Source organism: Aeromonas sp. R5-3 (assembly GCF_040908225.1).
GTDB classification, from domain to species: Bacteria; Pseudomonadota; Gammaproteobacteria; order Enterobacterales; family Aeromonadaceae; genus Aeromonas; species Aeromonas dhakensis.
In genome coordinates, this window is sequence record NZ_JBFODH010000027.1 from 20,309 (window position 1) to 42,210 (window position 21,902).

General features: G+C 61.2%; 23 protein-coding genes and 1 tRNA gene. 9 read left to right on the forward strand and 15 right to left on the reverse strand.

Features of this window, described 5'->3' with window-relative positions; translation table 11 throughout:
- The first annotated feature begins 177 nt into the window (after positions 1 to 177).
- Both AB5Y95_RS18590 and rimJ read left to right on the forward strand, forming a co-directional pair.
- Positions 178 to 732 carry a GNAT family N-acetyltransferase gene (locus AB5Y95_RS18590; protein WP_017764725.1) on the forward strand — a complete coding sequence of 185 codons (555 nt, stop codon included), beginning with the start codon at positions 178 to 180 and terminating at the stop codon, positions 730 to 732.
- Positions 732 to 1,283, forward strand: a complete 552-nt coding sequence (gene rimJ / locus AB5Y95_RS18595) for a ribosomal protein S5-alanine N-acetyltransferase (protein ID WP_017786489.1) — start codon at positions 732 to 734, stop codon at positions 1,281 to 1,283. The genes AB5Y95_RS18590 and rimJ overlap by 1 nt, the downstream gene beginning before the upstream one ends.
- 102 nt (positions 1,284 to 1,385) lie before the next feature.
- Here the strand turns inward: rimJ and AB5Y95_RS18600 are convergent, their stop codons facing one another.
- The 3 genes from AB5Y95_RS18600 to AB5Y95_RS18610 form a co-directional block, all read right to left on the reverse strand.
- Entirely contained in the window at positions 1,386 to 1,631 is a 246-nt protein-coding gene (locus AB5Y95_RS18600) for a hypothetical protein (RefSeq protein WP_213344399.1), read from the reverse strand.
- A gap of 309 nt (positions 1,632 to 1,940) precedes the next feature.
- On the reverse strand, positions 1,941 to 2,990 hold the full coding sequence (locus AB5Y95_RS18605) for an oxidoreductase (RefSeq protein ID WP_368161794.1): 1,050 nt from the start codon (positions 2,988 to 2,990) through the stop codon (positions 1,941 to 1,943).
- Positions 2,991 to 3,098: 108 nt separating this feature from the next.
- A complete protein-coding gene (locus tag AB5Y95_RS18610; protein WP_368161795.1) occupies positions 3,099 to 4,262 on the reverse strand; it encodes a multidrug effflux MFS transporter in 1,164 nt (387 codons plus the stop codon).
- 221 nt (positions 4,263 to 4,483) lie between these two features.
- Between AB5Y95_RS18610 and rdgB the strand changes: the two genes are divergently transcribed.
- Complete coding sequence (rdgB, locus tag AB5Y95_RS18615) at positions 4,484 to 5,080, forward strand: RdgB/HAM1 family non-canonical purine NTP pyrophosphatase (protein WP_368161796.1); 597 nt, start codon at positions 4,484 to 4,486, stop codon at positions 5,078 to 5,080.
- 133 nt (positions 5,081 to 5,213) lie between these two features.
- Complete coding sequence (gene hemW, locus AB5Y95_RS18620) at positions 5,214 to 6,359, forward strand: radical SAM family heme chaperone HemW (RefSeq protein ID WP_368161797.1); 1,146 nt, start codon at positions 5,214 to 5,216, stop codon at positions 6,357 to 6,359.
- Positions 6,360 to 6,475: 116 nt separating this feature from the next.
- Here the strand turns inward: hemW and AB5Y95_RS18625 are convergent, their stop codons facing one another.
- The 3 genes from AB5Y95_RS18625 to zntR form a co-directional block, all read right to left on the reverse strand.
- Positions 6,476 to 6,694 carry an alternative ribosome-rescue factor A gene (locus AB5Y95_RS18625; protein WP_043125097.1) on the reverse strand — a complete coding sequence of 73 codons (219 nt, stop codon included), beginning with the start codon at positions 6,692 to 6,694 and terminating at the stop codon, positions 6,476 to 6,478.
- A 127-nt stretch (positions 6,695 to 6,821) separates the two neighbouring features.
- Positions 6,822 to 7,358 (reverse strand): dihydrofolate reductase family protein, encoded by a 537-nt coding sequence (locus AB5Y95_RS18630; RefSeq protein ID WP_368161827.1) that lies wholly within the window; start codon positions 7,356 to 7,358, stop codon positions 6,822 to 6,824.
- Positions 7,348 to 7,785: a Zn(2+)-responsive transcriptional regulator gene (zntR, locus tag AB5Y95_RS18635; protein WP_005309469.1), complete on the reverse strand. Its 438-nt coding sequence runs from the start codon at positions 7,783 to 7,785 to the stop codon at positions 7,348 to 7,350. Before zntR ends, AB5Y95_RS18630 begins: the two co-directional genes overlap by 11 nt.
- Before the next feature lie 409 nt (positions 7,786 to 8,194).
- On the opposite strand from zntR, the gene purH reads away from it, so the two are divergent.
- The 4 genes from purH to AB5Y95_RS18655 all read left to right on the forward strand — a co-directional run bounded on the left by purH (position 8,195) and on the right by AB5Y95_RS18655 (position 12,364).
- Complete coding sequence (gene purH, locus AB5Y95_RS18640; protein ID WP_017780951.1) at positions 8,195 to 9,787, forward strand: bifunctional phosphoribosylaminoimidazolecarboxamide formyltransferase/IMP cyclohydrolase; 1,593 nt, start codon at positions 8,195 to 8,197, stop codon at positions 9,785 to 9,787.
- 110 nt (positions 9,788 to 9,897) lie between these two features.
- Positions 9,898 to 11,187 carry a phosphoribosylamine--glycine ligase gene (purD, locus tag AB5Y95_RS18645; RefSeq protein ID WP_054544158.1) on the forward strand — a complete coding sequence of 430 codons (1,290 nt, stop codon included), beginning with the start codon at positions 9,898 to 9,900 and terminating at the stop codon, positions 11,185 to 11,187.
- 255 nt (positions 11,188 to 11,442) lie between these two features.
- Positions 11,443 to 11,817 (forward strand): cytochrome b562, encoded by a 375-nt coding sequence (locus AB5Y95_RS18650; RefSeq protein WP_005309462.1) that lies wholly within the window; start codon positions 11,443 to 11,445, stop codon positions 11,815 to 11,817.
- Entirely contained in the window at positions 11,798 to 12,364 is a 567-nt protein-coding gene (locus tag AB5Y95_RS18655) for a cytochrome b/b6 domain-containing protein (protein WP_368161798.1), read from the forward strand. The genes AB5Y95_RS18650 and AB5Y95_RS18655 overlap by 20 nt, the downstream gene beginning before the upstream one ends.
- Positions 12,365 to 12,431: 67 nt before the next feature.
- Here AB5Y95_RS18655 and AB5Y95_RS18660 read toward each other — a convergent pair.
- The 5 genes from AB5Y95_RS18660 to rpsU all read right to left on the reverse strand — a co-directional run bounded on the left by AB5Y95_RS18660 (position 12,432) and on the right by rpsU (position 17,332).
- Positions 12,432 to 12,508, reverse strand: a tRNA-Ile gene (locus tag AB5Y95_RS18660).
- A 194-nt stretch (positions 12,509 to 12,702) separates the two neighbouring features.
- On the reverse strand, positions 12,703 to 14,598 hold the full coding sequence (gene rpoD / locus AB5Y95_RS18665) for an RNA polymerase sigma factor RpoD (protein ID WP_264082799.1): 1,896 nt from the start codon (positions 14,596 to 14,598) through the stop codon (positions 12,703 to 12,705).
- A 183-nt stretch (positions 14,599 to 14,781) separates the two neighbouring features.
- Positions 14,782 to 16,569, reverse strand: a complete 1,788-nt coding sequence (dnaG, locus tag AB5Y95_RS18670) for a DNA primase (protein WP_368161799.1) — start codon at positions 16,567 to 16,569, stop codon at positions 14,782 to 14,784.
- Between the two features lie 88 nt (positions 16,570 to 16,657).
- The gene (locus AB5Y95_RS18675; RefSeq protein WP_017780947.1) at positions 16,658 to 17,101 is read right to left on the reverse strand and encodes a GatB/YqeY domain-containing protein; all 444 of its coding nucleotides are present in this window, start codon (positions 17,099 to 17,101) and stop codon (positions 16,658 to 16,660) included.
- A 15-nt stretch (positions 17,102 to 17,116) separates the two neighbouring features.
- Positions 17,117 to 17,332: a 30S ribosomal protein S21 gene (gene rpsU / locus AB5Y95_RS18680; RefSeq protein ID WP_005309452.1), complete on the reverse strand. Its 216-nt coding sequence runs from the start codon at positions 17,330 to 17,332 to the stop codon at positions 17,117 to 17,119.
- A 179-nt stretch (positions 17,333 to 17,511) separates the two neighbouring features.
- Between rpsU and tsaD the strand changes: the two genes are divergently transcribed.
- On the forward strand, positions 17,512 to 18,525 hold the full coding sequence (gene tsaD / locus AB5Y95_RS18685; RefSeq protein ID WP_010635011.1) for a tRNA (adenosine(37)-N6)-threonylcarbamoyltransferase complex transferase subunit TsaD: 1,014 nt from the start codon (positions 17,512 to 17,514) through the stop codon (positions 18,523 to 18,525).
- An 84-nt stretch (positions 18,526 to 18,609) separates the two neighbouring features.
- Here tsaD and rpoS read toward each other — a convergent pair whose 3' ends face one another.
- The 4 genes from rpoS to AB5Y95_RS18705 are packed head-to-tail and all read right to left on the reverse strand — an operon-like array spanning position 18,610 to position 21,901.
- Positions 18,610 to 19,593: an RNA polymerase sigma factor RpoS gene (gene rpoS / locus AB5Y95_RS18690; protein WP_005309444.1), complete on the reverse strand. Its 984-nt coding sequence runs from the start codon at positions 19,591 to 19,593 to the stop codon at positions 18,610 to 18,612.
- 47 nt (positions 19,594 to 19,640) lie between these two features.
- Positions 19,641 to 20,696 (reverse strand): peptidoglycan DD-metalloendopeptidase family protein, encoded by a 1,056-nt coding sequence (locus AB5Y95_RS18695; protein ID WP_025202185.1) that lies wholly within the window; start codon positions 20,694 to 20,696, stop codon positions 19,641 to 19,643.
- Positions 20,697 to 20,705: 9 nt separating this feature from the next.
- Complete coding sequence (locus AB5Y95_RS18700; protein WP_025202186.1) at positions 20,706 to 21,287, reverse strand: YqaA family protein; 582 nt, start codon at positions 21,285 to 21,287, stop codon at positions 20,706 to 20,708.
- Positions 21,284 to 21,901 carry a protein-L-isoaspartate(D-aspartate) O-methyltransferase gene (locus AB5Y95_RS18705; protein WP_005309437.1) on the reverse strand — a complete coding sequence of 206 codons (618 nt, stop codon included), beginning with the start codon at positions 21,899 to 21,901 and terminating at the stop codon, positions 21,284 to 21,286. The genes AB5Y95_RS18700 and AB5Y95_RS18705 overlap by 4 nt, the downstream gene beginning before the upstream one ends.
- Position 21,902 lies beyond the last annotated feature (1 nt).

Genomic DNA, 21,902 nt, shown 5'->3' on the forward strand with positions numbered 1-21,902 from the left:
AACACCAGGAAAGGCCGAACAATGACAAGGCGCCCCAATGGCGGTCGGAGCCGCCCCTCCATATGGGGATAGCGCAGCCTTGATAACGGCTGAAAGTCCTTGGCTAACAAGGGGTTGATTGGCTACATTGGCGGTTCGACGGCCCATTGCGGGCCCCTGCGGCAACGGGAGGTGCGGATGTTTTCATGGCAACTGGATGACGAGCTGGCGCTGCTGTTCCTGCAGCCCGACATGGCCAGCGAACTCTTTGCCCTCTGTCGGGAGAATCGCGACTACCTGACCCAGTGGCTGCCCTGGCCCCCCTACATTCAGCAACCCGCTGACAGCGCCACCTTCATCCGCCACGCCATCGAGAAATTCGCCCGCGGCGAGGGGCTGACCACCGCCATCGAGTATCAGGGAGAGGTGGTCGGTGTCATCGGTTACAACCAGATCGACAAGGCGCTGGCAAAGGTCAGCATCGGCTACTGGCTGGCCGAGCGCTGGCAGGGCAACGGCATCATCACCCGCGCCTGCCAAGCCCTGATCCATCACGCCTTCGAAGAGATGGGGATGGAGAAGGTGGAGATCAGCGCCGCCATCGACAACGAGCCCAGCCGGGCCGTCTGCGAGCGCCTCGGCATGCAGCAGGAGGGGATCACCCGCCGTGCCGAGCGGCTGGCCGACAGAGTCGTGGATCACGTTCACTACAGCCTGCTGCGCGATGAGTGGCTTGGGCAGAGGGATCACTGATGGCACTGCCACACCTGTGCACGGCCCGCAGCCGGCTCACCGTACTGCCTCCCGAGCGGGCCGATCTGATGCTGGATTTCTATCTGCGCAACCGCGCTCACCTCACCCCCTGGGAGCCCAGCCGGGACGAGAGCTTCTATACCCTGAGCCACTGGCACGGCCGGCTGCGCGACAGCTACGGCCAATTCTTCAACGGCAGCGGGGTGCACCTGGTGGCGCTCGAGCCGGATGGCGAGCAGGTGATCGCCACCTGCAACTTCACCAACATCCTGATGGGTGCCTTCAAGGCCTGCCACCTGGGTTACGCCATCGACCAGGCCCACCAGGGACAAGGGCTGATGCAGGAAATCGTCGGGGCCGGCATCGACTACCTGTTCCGGGAGCACGGTCTGCACCGCATCATGGCCAGCTACATGCCGGCCAATCAGCGCAGCGGCGCCCTGCTCGAGCGGCTCGGTTTCGAGCGGGAGGGGTACGCCAAAGAGTACCTGATGATCAACGGCCGCTGGGAGGATCACATCCTCACCTCCCGTCTCAATCCGGCGCTCTAGCTGGTTCTCTTGCCGGCGAAGACCCCGTCAAAGACGGGGAGCGGACATAAAAAAACGGGCCCGAAGTCACCTTCGGGCCCGTTCTTCAGATGAGGTGCAGGCTTAGTTGGCCTTGGCACCGCTCACTGCGGCTTCTGCCTTGGTGGCTACGTCAGCGGCAGCCTTCTCAACGGTTGCAGTCGCTTCGGAAGCAGCCTTCTCTACGGTAGAGGTGGCTTCGCTAGCGGCTTTCTCAACAGTTGCAGCAACGTCGGCGGCCGGAGTAGCGGCCGGTGCGGCGGCTTCTTCTTTCTGACCACAAGCGGTCAACATCAGACCCAGGATACCGGCTACCAGTACTTTGTTCATGTGCATACCCTCAGAAAAATATGGAGAGATGGTTGGTACAACCATCACAGTGCGTCCTTTCACCCGGTGAAAAACCCATATGCCGGGAGCCAAGAGGCGCGCGAAATATATCCCCATACGCGCCCAATGAAAACGAGTATCACAATGATATTTTCTCGTTGGCTGGATGAAAAGAACTACTACAGCGACAAACATTAATACAAAACACTGTAAACGGCGTGAATTCGTACAATAAAACGCCACAGGCCCCGTGATGGCTGGCAATAAACGGCTATTGCATGGTGCCGGCCATCACGCACAGACCCCGCCTCAGTCAGACAGGATCTGACAAGCCAGCCGCTTACCCTCGCGAGCGCTGTCGCGGGCCAGGTCCAACAGCGCCATCACCGCCAACGCCTCGCCGGCCGGCACCGGGTTCTCCCCCTCCCCACGGATGGCGGCGCAGACGCCGCGATAGTAGGCGCCGTAATCCCCCGCCTCGCCGGCCACGCTCTGCTGCTGCAGCTGACCATCGCGGATCCGGCTGAGCTGGCCGGGTTCGTTGTCCACCCCCCAGTCTGCCGCCGGCGGCCGCTTGCCGAGCTTGAGCTGCTCCTCCTGCACATCCATGCCGAACTTGATAAACGACCCCTCGCTGCCGTGGATGACGAAACGCGGCATGGTGGCCGACACCAGGCAGCTGCCGTGCAGCACGACCCGCATCTCGCCATAGCCCAGCACCACATGGAAGTAGTCATCCGCCAGGGCGCCGGGGCGCTGCTGGGCCAGATCCGCCTGCAGCCAGTCCGGCTGACCGAACAGCTGCAGCGACTGATCGAGGATATGGGGGCCGAGATCAAACCAGAGGCCGGAGCCCGGGCCACCCGCCTCGCGCCAGCGCTGACGCACCTCGGGACGATAGCGATCAAAGTGGGATTCGAACTGGGCAACCTGACCGAGCGCCCCCTCTGCCAGCAGGCGGCGCACGGTGAGAAAGTCACCGTCCCAGCGCCGGTTGTGGAAGATGCTGAGCAGGCGCTGCTGCTTCTCCGCCAGCTCCACCAGCGCCTTCGCCTCGGCCAGATCCAGGGCGAACGGCTTGTCGATCACCACGTGCTTGCCCGCCAGCAGCGCCTCGCGGGCAATGGGGGCATGGGTGTCGTTGGGAGTGGCGATCACCACCAGATCGACCGAGGGGTCTGCCAGCACCTCGGCCAGCGAACCGACCCGGCTGCCGGGCAGATCGCTCTGCACCTTGGCGGCATCGCGGCTCACCACCCAGCCGAGGGAGAGCCCGGGCGTGCTGGTCAGAAACGGGGCGTGAAAGGTTTGGCCTGCAAAGCCGTAGCCCACCAGGGCGGCATTGATTGTGTGGCTCATCCGGTTTTCTCCACGGGTAGCTGTGTCATGAGATGCAGGCGAACCTTTGGCCTGCCAAAAGAGAAGGGGGCCCAAGGCCCCCTGAGTGTGCCCATCAGAGCACAGGATTTATTGCAAACACAAGCGCCGGCCCTGGCGGGTCATCAGCACCACCAGCGGGGGCAGCAACAGCCACATGTGCAGCGCCAGCTGGTTCAGCGGGTCGTGCATCAGCGCGCCGATAAAGCCCACCAGCGCACCGGAGCCGCTCATCTGGAACAGGCCGAGCAGGGCGGCGGCGGTACCGGCGCAGTGACCGAATGGTGCCAGCGCCATGCCGGCGGCCGAGCCCAGGATCATGGCAAAGCCGATGCTGGAGAGGAATACCGGACCCATCATGGCCAGCGGATGCGCGATGTGCATCGACAGGCTCAGGGAGATGGCGGAGAGCAACAGCACCAGCAGGCCGATGCGCAGGGTGCGTCTTGGCCCCACTCTGGCGATGAAACGGGGCGCCAGGAAGCAGGCCAGGATGTTGAGCGCCGCGTTAGCCGCAAACCAGTAGCTGAAGCCACTCATGTCCAGCCCCAGCCTCACCATCAGTTGCACCGGCGCCGCGGTGACATAGGCCAGGATCACCGCCATCGCCAGCATGCACAGCGTCGCGTTGAACAGGAAGCTCGGGGAGCGCAGCACCGGGCTGTAGCGCGACCAGCTGATGAGCGGGCCGCCGCTGCGGGTCTCTTCCGGACGGGTTTCCGGCATCCGCCACAGCAGCCAGCTGCCGACGATGACCGCATAACCGGCCATAAACCAGAAGTTGGCCGACCAGCCAGCCTTGGCGGTGAGCCAGCCACCGAGCAAGGGGGCCAACGCCGGAATGAAACAGATGGCACCGTTCAGGTAGGAGATCATCTGACCGCTCTTCTTGGGGCCGTAGCTGTCACGTACCACCGAGAAGGCGGCCACCGAGGTGGCACAGGCGCCGAGGCCCTGCAGCACCCGCGCCAGCATCAGCTCGCCGAGGCTGGCGGCAAAGCCGGCACCCAGGGCGCTCAGACCATAGAGCAGCACGCCGCCGAGGGCGATGGGCTTGCGGCCGTAGCGGTCGGCCAGCGGCCCCACCAACAGTTGCCCCAGTCCCATGCTGAACAGGAACCAGGTAATGGTGCCCTGCATCAGGGTCACCTCGGCGCCCAGTTGCTCGGCCATCTGCGGAATGGCGGGCAGGTAGATGTCGATGGCCAGCGGACTGAACAGCACCAGGAATACAAGCAGAAGAATCAATGGCATCAGTCACCTCGTGGCATGGGGAAATGGATTGGGGCGCGAGTCTACTGACTCACAGTAATGAATTGAAATGGTATTTAATCACTTCTGTTATTCCATTCAGGAAACATTCATTTTATCCACATCTTGCCATGACCCCGGTGAGGGTGATCCAGGGCAATTGGCGCTTTTCCTGGGCGCCAGCCCCGCATAGAATGCGCAGATTATTTTTGCGGAGGTGCTCGATGAACAAGCTTGTCCTGGCAACAGGGAACCAGAAAAAGGTGAAAGAATTGGCCGCCATGCTGGCCGATATGAAGATCCAGGTGATCCCACAGAGCGAGTTTGCGGTCTCCGATGCCGACGAGACCGGCACCACCTTCGTCGAGAATGCCATCATCAAGGCCCGCCACGCCGCCCGCGTCACCGGCCTGCCGGCGGTTGCCGACGACTCCGGCCTGGAAGTGGATCTGCTGCACGGCCGTCCCGGCGTCTACTCCGCCCGCTTTGCCGGTGAGGGTGCCAGCGACAAGGACAACATCGACAAGCTGCTGGGCGAGCTGAAAGGTGCCCCCGAGTATCTCAAGAGCGCCCGTTTCTGGTGCGTGTTGGTCTACATGCGCCACGCCGACGATCCCACCCCCATCATCTGCCAGGCGAGCTGGGAAGGGATGATCATCGACGAACCACGCGGCCAGCACGGCTTCGGTTATGACCCTGTGTTCTTCGTGCCCGATCACGACTGCACCTCGGCCCAGATGCCGGCCGAGCTCAAGAACCAGCTCAGCCATCGCGGCCAGGCGCTGGCCAAGCTGAAAGCGGCTCTGGCGGCGGTCAACTAAAGCGCTGTCTCCCGCCGCGTTGTCATCTACAATGGGGGCCGTCGGCCCCCGTTTCGTTCGCGGCGCCCCGGCCCGTTGTCATCGACGACAAGGGCAACCCGACCCCTTTTGATTGTTGAATACTGGAAACCCCATGCTGCAACTGCCGCCCCTCTCCCTCTATATCCACGTGCCCTGGTGTGTCCAGAAGTGCCCCTACTGCGACTTCAACTCCCACGCCCAGAAGGGGGAGCTGCCCCACCTCGAGTACGTGGCCGCCCTGCTGGAGGATCTGGAGCAAGACCTGCACTGGGCCCAGGGGCGCCCCCTCTCCTCCATCTTTATCGGCGGGGGAACCCCGAGCCTGCTCTCCGTGGAGGCCATGCAGGCGCTGCTGGACGGGGTGCGCGCGCGCATCGAACTCACTGCGGACTGCGAGATCACCATGGAGGCCAACCCGGGCACGGTGGAGGCGGACAAGTTCGCCGGCTTCCAGCGGGCCGGCATCAACCGCATCTCCATCGGGGTGCAGAGTTTCCAGCAGGAGAAGCTGACCCGCCTCGGCCGCATCCACGGCCCCGAGGAGGCGCGCAAGGCCGCCGAACTGGCCCACGCCATCGCACTGCCCACCTTCAACCTGGATCTGATGCACGGCCTGCCGGATCAGAGCCTGGAGGACGCCCTCTACGACCTGCAGCAGGCCATCGACTGCGCGCCACCGCATCTCTCCTGGTACCAGCTCACCATAGAGCCGAACACGGCGTTTGCCTCCAAGCCGCCCAAGCTGCCGGAAGATGACACCCTGTGGGAGATCTACGAGCAGGGCCACGCCATGTTGACCGCCAAGGGCTATCAGCAGTACGAGATCTCGGCCTATGCCAAGGCGGGCTACCAGTGCCGCCACAACCTCAACTACTGGCGCTTCGGCGACTATCTGGGGATCGGCTGCGGCGCCCACGGCAAGGTGACGGATGTAGCCAACCAGCAGATCCTGCGCACCGCCAAGGTGAAGCATCCAAAGGGATATCTGGACCCGAGCCGCCCCTATCTGGACGAACAGTGGCAAGTGAGCGCGGACGATCTGCCGCTCGAGTACTTCATGAACCGGTTCAGGCTGTTTGAACCGGCCCCCAAGGCGGAGTTCGAGGCCTACACCGGCCTTGAATTGGAGCGGGTAGAAACCATGCTGACCATCGCCCAGAGCAAGGAGCTAATCGAGGATCTCGGCGACAGCTGGCAGCTCACCCCCCTCGGCCATCGCTATCTCAACGTGCTGCTCGAGCTCTTTATGGACGAGTGAATACGGGTTCACTCTCTTGCGGCAAGAGAGTGAATCAGCACCAACGAATAGAGAAACAATCAGGGCGCCATTGGCGCCCTGATTGTTTTAGCTGATGCCTTGCGACAGGAACCCGCTCAGCAGCAGACGCTTACCATCTGCTGTTGGCCGGGCTCCCACCGCTTGCCGTGCTTGGCCTTGCGCTGATAACTGCCCTTGCCCTTCTTGCTCGGTTCGACCCGGGCCTGGAACAGGGGGGAGGTCACCAGTGCCTTGAGGTGGTTGTCCTGAATGATGCCGCGCAGATGTTCGCAGGCGGGCTCGGTGGTGACCCGGGTCACCTTCTTCTTAGCCATATCGGCTCCTTGATGGGATTGTCGTGTTTGCCCAGCGCCCCTGCCCCCACAGAATCGGGGCAGGCGGCGAAAAACGCGCCGATTGTGCGCCTCTCTCGGCCCGCCTGCAAGAGTGCTGGCGGGATCCTCAGGCCGGTTGATAAACGACCCGCACCAGCCCGCTCGGCAGCACGGTGCTCGACACCGGTACCAGCGCGCCGGGCAGCGATCCTGCAAAGAGCGGCACCCCACGCCCCAGGGTGACCGGCACCCAGAACAGGATCAGCTCGTCCACCAGGGCCCCCTGCAGCCCCTGCCTAACCAGCTCCCCGCCATCCAGATAGAGGTGGCGGCTGCCCACCTGCCACAGCTCGTCCAGCACCTGCGCCAGCGCCCCCTGCCGAAAGGAGACATGCTCACGGAGAGCGGCGGGTCTGTGGGTCAATACCACCACCGGCTTGTCACCATAGAACCATTCGGGAAAGGCGCTCACAATGTCATAGGTGTTGCGCCCCATCAGCAGGGTATCAGTACTCGCCATCAGCGCGCCGTAGCCGGTCTCTTCCTGGGAGTCGCCGTTGTAGGGTTCAAGCCAGGCCAGATCGCCCCCCTCCCCGGCAATGAAGCCGTCGAGGGAGAGGGCGAGAAAGGCGGATACCCGGGGCCGGCGCAGCTCAGTGCTCATGGTCATGGTGCTCGTGGCGGGAGGGAGCGCCGGATTCCAGGGTCTCCAGGATGGCGCAGTGCTCCGCCGAGCGCGGGCCGCCGCAGCAGATGTTGGAGAGCTCCCGCAGGTTATCGCGAAAACGGGTCAGCTCGACGATCTTCTGCTCCACCTGTTCGAGCTTGGTGTCGGCCACCGCCTTCACCTCCTGGCAGGTGACCTTGGCCTTGTTGGTATCGAGATCCAGCAGTTCGCCGATGTCGGCCAGCGAGAACCCCACCGACTTGGCGCGGATGATGAACTCCAGCCGCCGCTTGTCCTGCTCGCCATAGAGGCGATAGCCGGACTCGTTGCGAATGCCTGGCGAGATGAGACCATTCTTCTCGTAAAAACGCAGGGTATCCGCCTTCACCCCGCACGCCTTGGCCAGCTCCCCGATCCGATACATGCCTTTTCTCCCGTTGAATTTGCCACACAGCTACAACCGGCCCCCACTATCGCCCCTTTACCCGGCGATTGCCAGTCGGCAGCGGGAAAGAGGAGGCGGCCACCCTTTTGCCATCAAGACACTGAAAAGACAAACGTTTCACAAAAAACCACCAGAAAACGTTTAACACCGCACCAGACAAGGCTTTGTCACTTTAAAAAATCCACCACGGGTCACATTTTTTGTGTAGAATACGCGCCCACAAGAGAGCGACGCGTCAAGCGGGTATTTCCTAAAACGCTTTTGCCTGACGGCAGGTTTCAGGCGAGAGCGGTTTGCGAAATCCCCCACTTCCATTTATTTGGGGACTCTCTGTGTTGAGCCTCGCCTCCCATGGAACGGTCCCCGTTATGCTGAGGACGATAGTGTGATGGAACAAGCTCGACCCATTCGCCGTGCACTGCTGAGTGTGTCTGACAAGACTGGCATCGTGGAATTTGCCAAGGCACTCAACGAGCGCGGCGTGGCCCTGCTCTCCACCGGTGGTACCGCCAAGCTGCTGGCCGAGGCGGGTCTGCCGGTGACCGAGGTCTCCGACTACACCGGATTCCCCGAGATGATGGACGGCCGGGTCAAGACCCTGCATCCCAAGGTCCACGGCGGCATTCTCGGCCGTCGCGAGCAAGACGACGCCATCATGGCTCAGCACCACATCTCCCCCATCGACATGGTCGTGGTCAACCTCTATCCCTTCGCCGCCACCGTGGCCAAGCCCGATTGCACCCTGGCCGATGCGGTCGAGAACATCGACATCGGCGGGCCGACCATGGTTCGCTCCGCCGCCAAGAACCACAAAGATGTGGCCATCGTGGTCAAGGCTGCCGACTATGACCGCGTCATCCGCGAGATGGATGGCAACGGCAACAGCCTGAAACTGGCCACCCGCTTCGATCTGGCGATCAAAGCCTTCGAGCACACCGCCGCCTACGACGGCATGATCGCCAACTACTTCGGCACCCTGGTTCCCTCTTACGGTGACAACAAGGAAGGTGACGAGGAGTCTCGCTTCCCGCGCACCTTCAACAGCCAGTTCATCAAGAAGCAGGACATGCGCTACGGCGAGAACAGCCACCAGGCCGCCGCCTTCTATGCCGAAGAGCAGGCCGCACCGGGCTCGGTGGCAAGCGCCATCCAGCTGCAGGGCAAGGCCCTCTCCTACAACAACATCGCCGACACCGACGCGGCGCTGGAGTGCGTCAAGGAGTTCGACCAGCCGGCCTGCGTCATCGTCAAGCACGCCAACCCGTGCGGCGTGGCCATCGGCAGCGACCTGCTGAGCGCCTACGAGCGCGCCTGGCAAACCGACCCCACCTCCGCCTTTGGCGGCATCATCGCCTTCAACCGTGAACTGGATGGCGCCACCGCCAAGGCCATCGTCGAGCGTCAGTTCGTCGAGGTGATCATCGCCCCCACCGTGAGCCAGGAGGCTCGCGACGCGGTCGCCGCCAAGCAGAACGTGCGGCTGCTCGAGTGCGGCCAATGGACCGCGCCGGCACAAGGCTTTGACTTCAAGCGCGTCAACGGCGGCCTGCTGGTGCAGGAGCGCGACCTTGGCATGGTGACCCTGGGGGATCTGACCGTGGTCAGCAAGCGCCAGCCCACCGAGGCCGAACTGAACGACCTGCTGTTCTGCTGGAAAGTGGCCAAGTTCGTCAAATCCAACGCCATCGTCTATGCCAAAGACGGCCAGACCATCGGCGTCGGCGCAGGCCAGATGAGCCGCGTCTATTCGGCCAAGATTGCCGGCATCAAGGCCGAGGATGAAGGGCTGACCGTGGCGGGCTCCGTCATGGCCTCCGACGCCTTCTTCCCGTTCCGCGATGGCATCGACGCCGCGGCCGCCGCCGGCATCTCCTGCGTCATCCAGCCCGGTGGCTCGATGCGCGATCAGGAGGTGATCGACGCCGCCGACGAACACGGCATGTGCATGCTGTTCACCAACATGCGCCACTTCCGTCACTGATGGATCAGGGCCGCCGCCGGCGGCCCTTTTGTTGTCTCTTTTCACCTGGCTATTTTCACCGGCGCAGGCCCTAGGCCCGCCCGTGACCACGAATAGAAGCGAGCGATACGATGAAAGTACTGATCATTGGCAACGGCGGCCGTGAACACGCCCTGGCCTGGAAGGCCAAGCAATCTCCCCTGGTGACCCGGGTCTTCGTCGCCCCCGGCAATGCCGGCACCGCCCACGAAGGGAGCATCGAGAACGTGGCCATCTCGGCTACCGACATCCCGGCCCTGCTGGCGTTTGCCAAGGAGCAGCGCATCGGTCTGACCATCGTCGGGCCGGAAGCACCGCTGGTGAAAGGGGTGGTCAATGCATTCCGCGCCGAAGGGCTGGCCATCTTCGGCCCGACCGCCGCCGCCGCCCAGCTGGAGGGCTCCAAGGCCTTTGCCAAGGATTTTCTGGCCCGTCACGCCATCCCGACCGCCGAGTACCAGAACTTCACCGAGGTGGAGCCGGCCCTGGCCTACCTGCGCGAGAAGGGCGCCCCCATCGTCATCAAGGCTGACGGCCTGGCCGCCGGCAAGGGGGTCATCGTTGCCATGACCCTGAGCGAGGCCGAAGAGGCAGTACGCGACATGCTCTCCGGCAACGCCTTTGGTGACGCCGGGGCCCGGGTGGTGATCGAGGAGTTCCTCGAGGGGGAAGAGGCGAGCTTCATCGTCATGGTGGACGGCGAGCACGTGCTGCCGATGGCCACCAGTCAGGACCACAAGCGGGTCGGAGATGGCGATACTGGCCTCAACACCGGCGGCATGGGGGCTTACTCCCCCGCTCCCGTGGTCACCGACGAGGTGCATCGCAAGGTGATGGAGCGGGTGATCATGCCGACGGTGCGTGGCATGGCGGCCGAAGGCAACGTCTATACCGGTTTCCTCTACGCCGGTCTGATGATCGATGGCCAGGGCAACCCCAAGGTGATCGAGTTCAACTGCCGCTTCGGCGATCCCGAGACCCAGCCCATCATGCTGCGCATGCGCTCCGATCTGGTGGAGCTCTGCCTGGCGGCCTGTGCCGGCAAGCTGGATCAGGTCGAGGCCATCTATGACACCCGCGTCGCCATTGGCGTGGTGCTGGCCGCCGGCGGTTATCCCGGCGACTACCAGCAGGGTAAGCCCATCAGCGGCCTACCGGTGGAAGAGGCGAGCGGCGAGAAGGTATTCCACGCCGGCTCCCGCATGGAAGGCGATACCGTGGTCACCGCCGGGGGGCGCGTACTGTGCGCCACGGCTCTCGGCCACACGGTCGCCGAGGCGCAGCAGCGGGCCTATCAGCTGGCTGGGCGCATCAAGTGGGACGGCGTCTTCTACCGCAACGACATCGGCTGGCGCGCCATCGAGCGTGAACAGCAGCAGTAATCAACAGGGCCCGCAAGGGCCCTCTCTTTAGCTTGCCCTCGGCCAGCCTGGCAGCATGGATCATATGGCATGGTTCGATTGGCTCAACATCTTCCTTGCATCTCCCCCCTCCCCGTTACCCTTTGTGACAAAAAACAGCAATATTCACAAACAGTTCACGTACTGTCATGGCATCATGCCTGTGATGAATCCAGATAAGGGTTCATAAGAAGCCACATAGAATCGATAAGCATGTCGTTTAAATAAGGAAATCCCATGTTGAAAACTGTACGCCCCCTGTTGCTGCCCCTGATGTTTGGCCTGATGACCTTGCCCGCCATGGCCGGTGAGCTGGAGCAGCCGATGAAGAAGATCGGCTTCAACTACAAGCAGGCGGTCAAGGCCGAGGATGCCGCCACCATGGAGAAGTACATCAACGAGATGAAGGCACAGTTCGACATCGCCAAGCAGAAGAACATGCCGGCCGCCAAAAAAGAGAAGTTCCTTGAAGGCATGAACGAAGTGCAGACCGAACTGGACGCCAGCCTGGCGGCTCTCAAGGCGGGTGACGAAGCCAAGGCGCGCGAGCACCTGGCCAAGGTCAACGACCTGAAGAAGGAGTACCACAAATATGCCAAACAAAAAGGCTGATCCCTTCCACTGGGATAGTCTGGTCCGCCTCACCCACTGGGGTGTGGCGGCCATCTGTATCGGCAACCTCTGGCTCAACGAGGCGGGCGAGGAGTGGCACGAGCGGCTGGGTTACCTGGCCATCGCCCTGATCAGCCTGCGCCTGGCGTGGGGGCTCTCGTTTGCCAGGGGTCATGCCCGGTTGCGAGCCCTCATCCCAAGCCGGGAAGATTTTCGCCAGCAAGCGGTGGAGCTGCGCGAGCGCACGCCACCGGCCCCCGGCCACCACGGCAGTGGCAAGCTGGCGGTATGGACGCTCTGGCTGCTGATCCTCGCCACCGCCGGCACCGGCTGGTTCCAGAATACCGAGATGGGGTTCGAACTGGGGGCTGACGACTGGCACGTCTGGTGCACCTGGGCCCTGCAGGGGATGATAGCGCTGCACCTGCTGGCCATCCTGCTCACCTCCTGGCGCCAGCGCAGCAATCTGGTTAGTCGCATGTTGCCCGCCCGGCGACGCCCAAGCACCCCCGAGCAGGCCCCCATCCAGCAGGATCAGGGCTCCTGACCCTGTTTGAGGCGAAACGCCAGCAAGCAAAAAGGCCGCTCATGATGAGCGGCCTTTTTAGGAAATTTGGTGGCCCCTGCCCGACTTGAACGGGCGACCAATCGATTATGAGTCGACTGCTCTAACCAACTGAGCTAAGGGGCCGAAATGTGCTTTTGCGGCGTGGATTATAGGGGATGTCCGTTAGCCAGTCCATAGGCATATCAACCACTTGGCGAGATTTCATCTATATTCAAGCGGTTCCGTGGTTCATCGTCAGCGCCCCATCGCCACGGATAAAACAAAGCCCCGCATGGCGGGGCTTTTTGACAGCGGTTACGGGTTGGACCCGCCCAGGATTACTCGTCCAGGAAGCTGCGCAGTACTTCGGAGCGGCTCGGATGGCGCAGCTTGCGCAGTGCCTTGGCTTCGATCTGACGGATACGCTCACGGGTCACGTCGAACTGCTTGCCCACTTCCTCAAGGGTGTGGTCAGTGTTCATGTCGATACCGAAACGCATGCGCAGTACCTTGGCCTCACGAGCGGTCAGACCGGCCAGCACTTCGCGGGTCGCGTTGCGCAGGCTCTCGCTGGTGGCCGCATCGGCCGGCAGGGCCAGGGTGGTATCTTCGATGAAGTCGCCCAAGTGGGAATCTTCATCATCACCGATGGGCGTCTCCATGGAGATGGGCTCTTTGGCGATTTTCAGTACCTTGCGGATCTTGTCTTCCGGCATGCCCATGCGCATGGCCAGCTCTTCCGGGTTCGGTTCACGGCCCATCTCCTGCAGCATCTGACGGGAGATACGGTTGAGCTTGTTGATGGTCTCGATCATGTGTACCGGGATACGGATGGTACGGGCCTGATCCGCGATGGAGCGGGTAATGGCCTGACGGATCCACCAGGTCGCATAGGTCGAGAACTTGTAGCCACGACGGTATTCAAACTTGTCGACCGCCTTCATCAGACCGATGTTGCCTTCCTGGATCAGATCCAGGAACTGCAGACCGCGGTTGGTGTACTTCTTGGCAATGGAGATAACCAGACGCAGGTTGGCCTCAACCATCTCTTTCTTGGCGCGGCGGGCCTTGGCCTCACCGATGCTCATGCGACGGTTGATGTCCTTGATCTGGGCGATGGACAGACCGGTCTCTTCCTCGATCTGCTGCAGCTTGCCGATGGCGCGCAGCACGTCTTCGTCCATCTCCACCAGACGGGGAGACCATGCCTTGCCAGCCTGCTTCTGGTATTCGAACCAGGCAGTTTCGCACTCGTTGTTGGTGAAGGCCGCGACGAAGGTTTTCTTCGGCATCTTGGCCTGCTCAACGCAGAGTTTCATGATGATGCGTTCCTGCACGCGGACCCGCTCCATCATCTCGCGCATGTTGTTGACCAGGCGATCGAACTGCTTGGGCATCAGGCGGAATTGACGGAACACGTCGGCCAGCTGGGCGATGGCATTCTGGGTATCTTCGTGCGCGCGGCCATTCTGCTGAATGGAGAGGCGGGTTACCTCGTACTGGGCGCGCAGCTCACCAAACTTCTCGCGAGCAACTTCCGGATCCGGACCACCGTCGCCATCATCGTCGGAGTCATCACCATCACCGTCTTCGTCTTCGTCTTCATCTTCATCCTCGTCAGCCAGATCTTCCTCGCTGAGCTCGGAGCCGATGTGAGTGGCGGTCGGTGCGACGTCGTCGGTCTCGTTGGGATCGATGAATCCGGAGATGATGTCGGACAGGCGCAGCTGTTCGGCTTCATACTTGTCATATTGTTCAAGCAGATAGGTAATCGCTTCCGGGTACTCGGCGACGGAACTTTGTACCTGGTTGATACCGTCTTCGATCCGCTTGGCGATATCGATTTCGCCTTCGCGGGTCAGCAGTTCGACGGTACCCATTTCCCGCATGTACATGCGGACGGGATCGGTCGTGCGACCAATCTCGGATTCAACAGATGCCAGAGCCTGGGCCGCTGCTTCGGCAGCGTCCTCATCGGCGGTACCACCTTCAGCCATGATAAGATCATCGGCATCCGGGGCGTTCTCCACCACCTGGATACCCATGTCGTTGATCATCTGGATGATGTCTTCGATCTGGTCAGAGTCGACAATGTCTTGCGGGAGGTGATCGTTCACCTCGGCATAGGTCAGGTAGCCCTGTTCTTTACCTTTGGCAACGAGGAGTTTAAGCTGAGACTGCGGGGTTTGCTCCATAGAACTCATCCGGTTGGTGTTGCTAGGTTGCGCGTACAGTGCGCTGCTGCGCAAATAGCCAATTCTAATAGAAAACCGCCAGACATGCTATGTCTGGTTGCGGCGTCGGTCATGAGAAACCCCTGCCCGCAGTATTGTCGGGGCCAGGCGGTTATAAAATGTTTGCTTTTAATCCCGTCCATTCGGGCAACGGTATTCATATTGGGGTTAATCACTCAAATATCAAGCCCCACTCTCATTTCTTTTCTCAATCTGCACCTCTCTGATCAGCATCATCAGCTCCTGAGTTTCCTCAGAGCTTAGCCCTTCCTGCGCCACCTTGGCCTGCAATTCCTCGATGCGCTGCTTCAGGAACAGGTTGATGAAACCGACGAAAGTATCCTGCAATTCTCCCAGAATATCGGGCTCCTGGTCGAGCTTTACCTCTTCAAACAGATCGTGCATCGCCAGCTGGGCCAGGATCTCTCCCTCTTTGGTACCGCGCCAGTGTTCCAGCAGGATACCCGTTGTCACCCCAGGTTGAGTCAGGATCTGCTGATGCAGTTGCAGCAGAAACTGGATCCCCTGCAGACGAAGCCCAGCCAGCTCAGGCATGGCCGGCAGTTCGGCGGTGATCGCCGGATATTGCACCATCAGGGCCAACGCCCGGCGCAGTGGTGTCAACTTGGCCGCCTTGGGCTTGCTCACCTCAGCCTTCGGCTGGCTGTTGCGGGCAAACAGTTCGGCGATCCGCTGCTTGTTTTCGCCCCAGCGCATCATGCTGGAGAGGCGGGTAATCAACCCCTCGCGGGTAAAGCCTTCCGGCACCCGGCGGATCAGCTCGGCGGCCTTGTTGGCCACTTCGAACTTGCCCGCCTCACCCGAGAGGGCCGCATCGCGCCCGAGACGTTCGAACATGAAGTCGGCAAACGGCTGAGCCTGGTCGAGCAGCGCTTCGAACCCCTCCTTGCCGATCTGGCGCACCAGGGAATCGGGATCCTCGCCGTCCGGCAGAAAGACGAACTTGAGCTCACGGCCATCCTGCAGATGGGACAGCGCGTTATCCAATGCCCGCCAGGCCGCCTCACGGCCGGCATTGTCGCCGTCGTAACAGCAGACCACCTCGGCCGTGGTGCGAAACAGGGTATGGATATGGTCGCTGGTGGTCGCGGTTCCCAGCGCCGCCACCGCATAATCGATGTCGTACTGGCCGAGCGCCACCACATCCATATAGCCCTCCACCACCAGGATCCGACGCGGATCCTTGTGCGCCTGCTTGACTTCGTAGAGACCGAACAGCTCCCGTCCCTTGTGGAAGATGGGCGTTTCGGGAGAGTTAAGATACTTGGGCGTGCCATCCCCCAACACCCGGCCACCGAAGCCGATGACCCGGCCGCGCTTGTCGCGGATCGGGAACATGATGCGATCGCGGAAGCGGTCATAGCTGCCCGGGCCGCTGTCACGCGGGATCAGCATGCCGCCCGAGATGAGCAACTGCTCGTGTTCCCGGCTGGCTCCAAAGCGGCGACGCACCTGATCCCAGTCTCCGGGGGCATACCCGATGTTGAAGCGCTTGACCACCTCGCCAGTCAGGCCCCGGCCTTTCAAATACTCCACCGCCTGCGGCGCGTTCTTGAGATTGCTCTCGTAGAAGCGCGCAATCTGGTTCATCAGCTCGAACAGATCCTTGCTGACAGCCGGCTGGCTATTGCCAGACCCACCCGCGGTTTGCTCGCGCGGCACCTGCATGCCATGCAGGCTGGCCAGCTCCTCGATGGCGTCGGGAAACTCGAGCCCGTCGTACTCCATCACAAAGCCAATGGCATTGCCGTGGGCACCGCAGCCGAAACAGTGATAGAACTGCTTCTCCTGACTGACGGTAAACGAGGGGCTTTTTTCGTTATGAAAAGGGCAGCAAGCCTGGTAGTTCTTACCGGCTTTCTTCAGTCGCACACGGGAGTCGATCAACTCGACAATGTCTGTGCGTACCAGCAGATCATCGATAAAGGATTGTGGGATCCTGCCTGCCATAACCGTCCTGTTTCATTGCGTAGAAAATAAAAAAGCCGCGCATTCCTAGGGAAGCACGGCTTCTTTGACCAAACAAGAGAGTTGCCTGTTACGCCAAGCGGGTTTTCACCTGCGCACTGACGGCGCCGACATCGGCACGCCCCTGAATTTTCGGCTTCAAGACAGCCATGACTTTACCCATGTCAGCCATGACGGCAGCACCACTTTCAGCGATGGCTTGCTCAATCAGTGCGGCAATCTCGGCTGCGGTCAGCTGTTGCGGCAGGAATTCCTGCAACACAGCGATCTCGGCGGACTCTTTGTCGGCAAGATCCTGGCGACCGGCGGCCTCGAATTGACTGATGGAATCACGGCGCTGTTTGACCATCTTGGTCACCACAGCGAGGATATCCTGATCATCGAGCTCGACACGGGTGTCAACTTCACGCTGCTTGATTTCAGCCATCAACAGACGGATCGCGCCCAACCGCTGCTTGTCTTTGGCAAGCATGGCGAGCTTTTGCTGATCCTTGAGTTGATCCTTCAGAGACACGGCATGATCCCTTGATTAGTACAGGCGGATACGACGTGCGTTTTCGCGGGACAGCTTCTTGGCGTGACGCTTAACGGCGGACGCTTTGGCACGCTTGCGAATGGTAGTCGGCTTCTCGTAGAACTCACGGCTACGAACTTCGGACAGGATACCGGCTTTTTCGCAAGAACGCTTGAAGCGACGCAGAGCAACGTCAAACGGCTCATTTTCACGGACTTTGATTACTGGCATGTGCCTTTCACCTCAGTGATAAATTGTTAGCTGACCTTCAATCGATCAGCATGTCTTAAAATGGTGCGAAATTATACTCTGGACAGGGAATGAAAGTAAACCCGCAGAGATCGCTCTGGTTTAAAAAACCCGCGAAGGTTACCATAGCCGTCTCATTTTAGCAGTGAAATTTTTTAGCAATGCGTGTATTGGGCATAGAGACATCCTGTGACGAAACCGGGATCGCGATCTTCGACGATCAAAAAGGGATCCTTTCCCACCAGTTATACAGCCAGGTCAAGCTGCATGCGGACTACGGCGGCGTCGTTCCCGAGCTGGCCAGCCGGGACCATGTGCGCAAGACGATCCCCTTGATCCAGGCGGCGTTGCAAGAGGCCGGACTGGGCAAGGATGACATCGACGGCATCGCCTATACCGCGGGCCCGGGTCTGGTTGGCGCCATCCTGGTGGGGGCCACCATAGGCCGCTCGCTGGCGATGGCATGGAACAAGCCGGCCATCGCCGTGCACCACATGGAAGGCCACCTGCTGGCACCCATGCTGGAAGAGAAGGCCCCCGAGTTCCCCTTTGTGGCGCTCTTGGTCTCCGGCGGCCACTCCATGCTGGTGCGGGTCGACGGTATCGGCAGCTATCAGCTGCTGGGCGAGTCTATCGACGATGCCGCCGGCGAGGCGTTCGACAAGACCGCCAAGCTGATGGGTCTGGACTATCCCGGTGGCCCACTGCTCTCCCGCTTGGCGGAGAAAGGCCTCAAGGGCCGCTTCACCTTCCCGCGTCCCATGACCGACCGTCCCGGGCTCGACATGAGCTTCTCCGGCCTCAAGACCTTTGCCGCCAACACCATCGCCGCCAACGGTGATGATGAACAGACCCGTGCCGATATCGCCAGAGCGTTTGAAGATGCGGTGGTCGATACACTGGCCATCAAGTGTCGCCGCGCCCTGAAGGAGACCGGCCTAAATCGCCTGGTGGTGGCCGGCGGCGTCAGCGCCAACCGTCACCTGCGCGCTCAGCTGGCCGAGCTGATGGAGAGCCTCAAGGGGGAAGTCTTCTACCCACGTACCGAATATTGCACCGACAATGGCGCCATGATCGCCTATGCCGGCATGCAGCGCCTGAAAGCGGGCGTGTTCGAGCCGCTGGCCGTGAAGGCCGTGCCGCGCTGGCCGCTGGATACGCTGGATCCGGTTTGATCCTGAGGATCCTGCCGACATGAAAAAGGGGCCTTGGGCCCCTTTTTGTTTTGCCTGGTAAGCATCTTCGCTCACTCGCAGCAATTAGTTGGTACGGAACAGCGCCTCGATGGAGAGCCCCTGCCCCAGCAGGATCTCCCGCAGACGGCGCAGTCCCTCCACCTGGATCTGGCGAACCCGCTCCCGGGTCAGGCCAATCTCGGCCCCCACGTCTTCCAGGGTCGCCGGCTCATAGCCGAGCAGACCGAAGCGACGGGCCAGCACCTCACGCTGCTTGGGATTCAGCTCTTCCAGCCAGTGCACTATGCTGGCGCGCATGTCGTCATCCTGGGACTCTAGCTCCGGGCCCATGCCGCGCTCATCAGAGAGCACATCCAGCAGCGCCTTGTCGCGATCGCCACCAATCGGGGTATCGACCGAGGTGATCTTCTCGTTGAGCTTGAGCATGCGGTTCACATCGTCCACCGAGCGATCGAGCGCCTGGGCAATGTCCTCGGCGGTCGGTTCATGATCGAGGCGATGAGAGAGTTCGCGCGCGGTGCGCAGGTAAACGTTTAACTCCTTGACCACATGAATGGGCAGACGAATGGTACGGGTCTGGTTCATGATGGCCCGCTCTATGGTCTGGCGGATCCACCAGGTGGCATAGGTGGAGAAGCGGAAGCCGCGCTCCGGATCGAATTTTTCGACCGCGCGGATGAGACCGAGGTTGCCCTCTTCGATGAGATCCAGCAGCACCAGGCCGCGGTTGTTGTAACGACGGGCGATCTTGACTACCAGTCGCAGGTTGGACTCGATCATGCGCTTGCGGGCGGCTTTGTCGCCCCGCAAGGCACGGCGAGCATAATAGACTTCCTCTTCAGCCGTGAGCAGGGGGGAGAAACCAATCTCCCCGAGATAGAGCTGGGTGGCATCCATCACCTTGTTCAGTTCAGGTGCCATCAGCTCATCGGAAATCGTCTCTTCGGCCTCGGCCGCAACTTCCTGTATCTCTTCTTCTTCCTGACTCTCCAGCTCTTCGTCGAACTCTAACTCTGCATCCTGCATTACCAGTTGTTCTTGGCTCATGGCGTGTCTCCCTGACCTGCACCAGAGTAAGACTTAACTCTCTGGGTCTAACGCTTTGGCAAATGGCTCATCGGGTTGATCGACTTGCCTCTGTACCGGATTTCAAAGTGCAATCGCACATCCGGCGCGTCCGTGCTACCCATGTTGGCAATGACAGATCCGCCCTGCACCGAATCCCCTTCCTTGACCCGCAGCTCATCGTTGTGAGCGTAGGCTGAAAGGTAGTCATCATCGTGCTTGAGGATGATCAGCTTGCCATAACCCCTTAGTGCGCTACCCGCATAGACGACCTTGCCGCCGCTCGCCGCGTAGATGGGTTGCCCCTTCTGGCCAGCGATATCTATGCCCTTGTTCCCCTGTTCTGCAACAGAGAAACCCTCGACGATCCGGCCTTTGGTAGGCCAGTGCCAAGAAAGTCTCGACTGAGGCTTGTTGTCGTTTTTTTGTTCTTTTGCCTGAGCGTATTCTTTTGAAGATGGCTGAGCAACGGTTTTTTGTTTGATGAACGGAGTGGTCGTACCTGACGTTGCCGGCGCCAGGGGTTTGGGACCACTGCTCTGGCTGACCACCGGAGCGGTCACCGGCGAGGTCGCCGCCACCATCTGGCCACTGCTCGCCCCGGAGGACTGCACGTTCAGCACCTGCCCCACCTGAAGGGCAAAGGGGGCCCTCAGATTGTTGTTCTGGGCCAGGGTCTGATTCGACATGCCGAACTGGCGGCCAATGCTGCTCAGGGTATCACCGGGTCGAACCTGATAGGTGCCCGCGCTGCGTGCCACCGCCATGGTGCTGCCGGAGGCGTCGAGCCGGATCTGCTGACCCGGATAGATGTTGTAGGGGGGGCTGATACCGTTGAGGCTGGCCAGCGAGGGCACGTCATTGCCCGAGTTGAAGGCGATGGAATAGAGCGTATCCCCTTTCTTCACCGTGTAGCTGTTGCCCTGAATGGTGGGCTGGGCCGCCATCTGGCGCGCCGGAATGGTGGAAACAAGACCGTCATTGCCCAGTCCCTGGACGGGGGCGGCGGTCTTGCTGGAAGCGCAAGCAAGCAACAGCCATGACAACACGACGACACTGCTTCCTTGCCAAATACGCGAACGCATAGTGGATCCTCAACGACTAAACCAGAAATAGGCCACGACGGCCAAACCAATACAGAGCCAACCCAGCACATCCACATAGTGCATCAGCTTGCGCTCCATCTTTTCGCCACCCCAGCGCATCAGACCCGCCACCAGGAAAAAGCGCATGCCACGCCCGATCAGCGAGGTCACGATGAAGGGCAGCAGTGCCATTTGCAGCAGACCGGCCGTCACGGTAAACACCTTGTAGGGGATCGGCGTGAAGCTGGCAATAAAAATCACCCAGATACCCCACTGCTGGAACCACTGCTCGGCCACGGCAATCTTGTCCTCATAGCCGACCGACACAACCAGCGGCTGGACGACAGGCTCCCACAGGGCATAGCCGAGCAGGTAACCCACCAGGGCGCCCAGTACCGAAAACAGGGTGGCGAGCGCGGCATAGTGCCAGGCCCGCCGGGGTTTGCCGAGCGCCATGGGGGCCAGCATCACATCCACCGGGATGGGCCAGAACACCGACTCGATGAAGGCGGTGATCGCCAGATACCAGGGGGCATACTTGTGGCGCGCCCACTGCATCACCAGCACATAGAGGCGGGAAAACAACTTCACTCGACATCTCCGTCAATCAGGGGAACAAAACGGACCGGCTCCAGGATCCGGCTGGTGAGCTGGGAGCCCGACCGCTCGATCAGCTGCAGGGTCTGCTGGCTATCTCCCACCGGCAATACCAGCCGGCCACCGTCGGCCAGCTGATCGGTGAGGGCCGTCGGCACCTCGCTGGCGGCCGCCGTGACCAGAATGGCGTCAAATGGTCCTTTATTGGGCCAGCCCAGCCAGCCATTGCCGTGCTTGGCGGAGACATTGTGCAGGTCGAGCTGGCGCAGCCGGCGCCGGGCCTGAAACTGCAGCGACTTGATCCGCTCCACCGTGTAGACGTGCTCCACCAGATGAGCCAGCACCGCCGTCTGATAACCCGATCCTGTGCCAATCTCCAGCACGTGGGCCGGATTGTTCTGGATCAGCAGTTCGGTCATGCGCGCCACCATGTAGGGCTGCGAGATGGTCTGGCCGTGACCGATGGGCAGGGCCGTATTGTCCCAGGCCTTGTGGGCCATGGCTTCATCCACGAACAGCTGGCGCGGCACCTTGGCAATCGCCGCGAGTACGCGGAAATCGCGAATGTCCTGCGCGATCAGCTGGTTTAACAGGCGCTGTACTATCACA